The organism is Neobacillus drentensis (assembly GCF_036965645.1).
Taxonomy (GTDB): domain Bacteria; phylum Bacillota; class Bacilli; order Bacillales; family Cytobacillaceae; genus Neobacillus; species Neobacillus drentensis_D.
Map to the genome: position 1 here is coordinate 1 of NZ_JBALPZ010000189.1, position 2,805 is coordinate 2,805.

Genomic DNA, 2,805 nt, shown 5'->3' on the forward strand with positions numbered 1-2,805 from the left:
GTGGGTCTAGCGAAACCTTTTGTCGTCGTACTAACTATGTAAAAGTAATGAAAAAAAGTTTCACGAGGCAAACAAATAAAACAAAAAAATAAATCCAAAAAACCACAATTTTGTCGTTTTTTGGATTAGTGTTCTAGAAGTTAAAGCAATGAGGTTCATCACAACTTACTTAAATGATTTGATTAATAGATTTTCTATTTAAAAGATTTTTTTTTCAATCAAACCCAAGGGACAGGTTAAATTTTAATACAAATAAAAGACCGACAAAAAATAATAAGAAATTGATTTGTAGCATTCGATTTCCTTATTTTTTGTCTCGAATAAATTTAACAGCATTTAAACCAATCATCTGTGCAGCTAAAGCTGTGTTTCCATCAGGCATAATTGGCGAAATAGAGAGATCGGCGACTTTCAGGTTTTCAGTACCAAATACATTCAGAAAACCATCCACAACTCCTTCTTCAATATTTCTTCCCATCCTGCATTGACCACCGTAATGGTTGAGCGCGTTATAAGATGCCTTGGCAAAATTAGCAAGTTGAGCTCGCTTCTCCTTGGTGTCCTTTATATTGAAAATATCTTCCGAAGGATAAACAACTTTATAAATCCCTTCTGGGTCTAATTTACGTGCCCTTTTAATGATTTTAAAAGTCTCGATATAGTGGTCCACCATGAAATCTAAATCCTCTTGGTTTGCCAATGGATTAAAGTCAACAGATGGATACGCTTCGGGATCACTATGTGCTGCTAAAATGTTCCCTTTGCTACTTGGATTTAAATCTACAATTCCAATACTCATAATATTACTTGGTTTATTTTCGTCAAAATTCCAGTTGTTTATCAAGACATCTTGAACGGGAACAAATCTTGGAAATATGTTTCCTAAAAGTTGAAGGCGGCGTCCTGCTCTTTGTCCTGCTTGATCATCCCTTTTAAAGGCGCCTAATGGGATTGGTTGATCGGGGTCAAATGAAATCACCATTAATAGTCGTGTTGTTTCCACTTCTATTCCTATACCTACCGCATAATGTGTTTGAAAATTGTAACCTACATTGGGACTTTCAATTAATGTAGTTATACCCGCTCTATCTAAATCAGTCGTTTTACCAATTCCAGAACGGTTCAGAATCACTGAGGAAAAATTTCCCGCAGAAACGATAATGCCTTTTGATGCAAAAGCTCTTTGTGATTTACCGTTTCTTACAAATTCAACGCCCACAGCAATTTGTTTATTCCCGCTTTGCTCAAATAAAATTTTGTTAACAGTAGTTTTGGCAACGACAGCGAGTTTTCTTCGACCAACTCCAAATTCATCAGGGTTAAATTCGTCACCTTGTGTTACGATATATTTATTTAAATATCCAGTTGCAGTAGAAGAACGTATAAATTTTCTAGACTCCAATTCTTCTTGAGTAAATTGTGACTTACTAAAAGTACAGTCTGTTATACCAGTATTATAGTCTTCTACAATCGGAATTTTTAGGACATCGGATGTGGCTTTTGATAAAATAGTCGGAAGCCCATTCTTAGGAATATCCTGTTGTCTTATAAAGATGGGACCATCGAATCCTCTTTCGTCTGGATTTTGTGTGTTACCTGTGTAGGTTTCATTTTCAATAAATAACTTGCGTACATTATTGTAACTCCATTGAGATCCTACAAGACTTGCCCACTCATTATAAAGGTTACTGCTTCCTCTTACAGCAAGCATAGCATTGTGCTCAGAACTTCCTCCGATAACTCTTCCACCTGATAATAGGATTTGACGCCCGATTGTTTGTTCTAATTTTGACAAGATATTAAAAGAGAATCTATTATCTGAGGATAAGGTAAGTGCAGTTCCGCCATTGGGACTGCTCATTTCCTCAGTCATATTTGTACCTGATTCAAGAACCAATACAGTTGTGGTTTTATCATCCGATAATTCCTTGGCAATAACCCCTCCCGCTGTACCAGCACCGATTACAATATAATCAAAAGTATTTTTTGCTGACATGTCTTCATTCCTCTCCCAATCCAATGAAACTAATTACAACCTTATTTTTATTTGTATGCAAAAATACCCCTCATCGTGAATTCACTCTTGCTTCCGTTGAGGGGATCGTATCTCAAGCTGAAGCAAACCTAGATGACTTGGAGCGACAGTTACAATCCAAGAAGGATGAAATCACAAATAGGGAAAGACAATACGATAATAAGGTGGATCTCAGCTGAGGGATAAATAGAGGTAGCCGAGAATGTAGTGAGACGTATCGAAAATGAATTAGATAAACACAGACGGATCTTAGAGGAAATCTTAAGATTAATCGCGAGAACCCATAATCCGTTTGACCTCATTAGGATATAAAGAAAGAAGGGATGATGCCAGGGATCTGATTAGGAGAACAGAGAATCCTTTAAATCGGGCGAGAGAATCCGTCACTGAGAGGCGCAACACATTAGAATCGATTGTTCCTCCACAAACAGATCCAATCTATATTGCAAATGTTGCTGCCAAAGAGGCGTTAGAGAGAATTATTTCAGCTGCAAGAACAAATTTAGAGGTAGTAAGGCGCACAGCTGGAAGGTTAGGCTTGAAATTGTAGCTTTGTTTGGATTAATACCCCAGTTATATTCTCGTGCTGTCTGGTAAGATTTCGAAGGTTTATAAGTTGAACTCCACGCTTTTTATATGGCTCAAGATCCTCTTAATAAAATAGCTCACAGAGATGGTAAGCATCGACCGCATCTGTCTTTACTTTACGAAGACTTGAACTTTTTGCTTTATAAGAAATCAGTGAATTAATGATGATCAATAAATATCCA

2 protein-coding genes and 1 pseudogene (1 of these 3 only partly in view) are annotated in these 2,805 nt (G+C 36.8%); 1 reads left to right on the forward strand and 2 read right to left on the reverse strand.

The features are described from left to right. Positions 1 to 304: 304 nt before the first annotated feature. Positions 305 to 1,996 (reverse strand): GMC family oxidoreductase, encoded by a 1,692-nt coding sequence (locus tag V7266_RS27360; protein WP_335472374.1) that lies wholly within the window; start codon positions 1,994 to 1,996, stop codon positions 305 to 307. A 331-nt stretch (positions 1,997 to 2,327) separates the two neighbouring features. Here V7266_RS27360 and V7266_RS27365 point away from each other — a divergent pair, with 331 nt between their 5' ends. After that, the gene (locus V7266_RS27365) at positions 2,328 to 2,585 is read left to right on the forward strand and encodes a hypothetical protein (protein WP_335472375.1); all 258 of its coding nucleotides are present in this window, start codon (positions 2,328 to 2,330) and stop codon (positions 2,583 to 2,585) included. Here the strand turns inward: V7266_RS27365 and V7266_RS27370 are convergent. Next, positions 2,571 to 2,805: pseudogene (locus V7266_RS27370) on the reverse strand (IS110 family transposase) (its annotated part continues 209 nt past the right edge of the window); the annotation flags it as partial. The gene V7266_RS27365 and the pseudogene V7266_RS27370 sit on opposite strands and share 15 nt — an antisense overlap.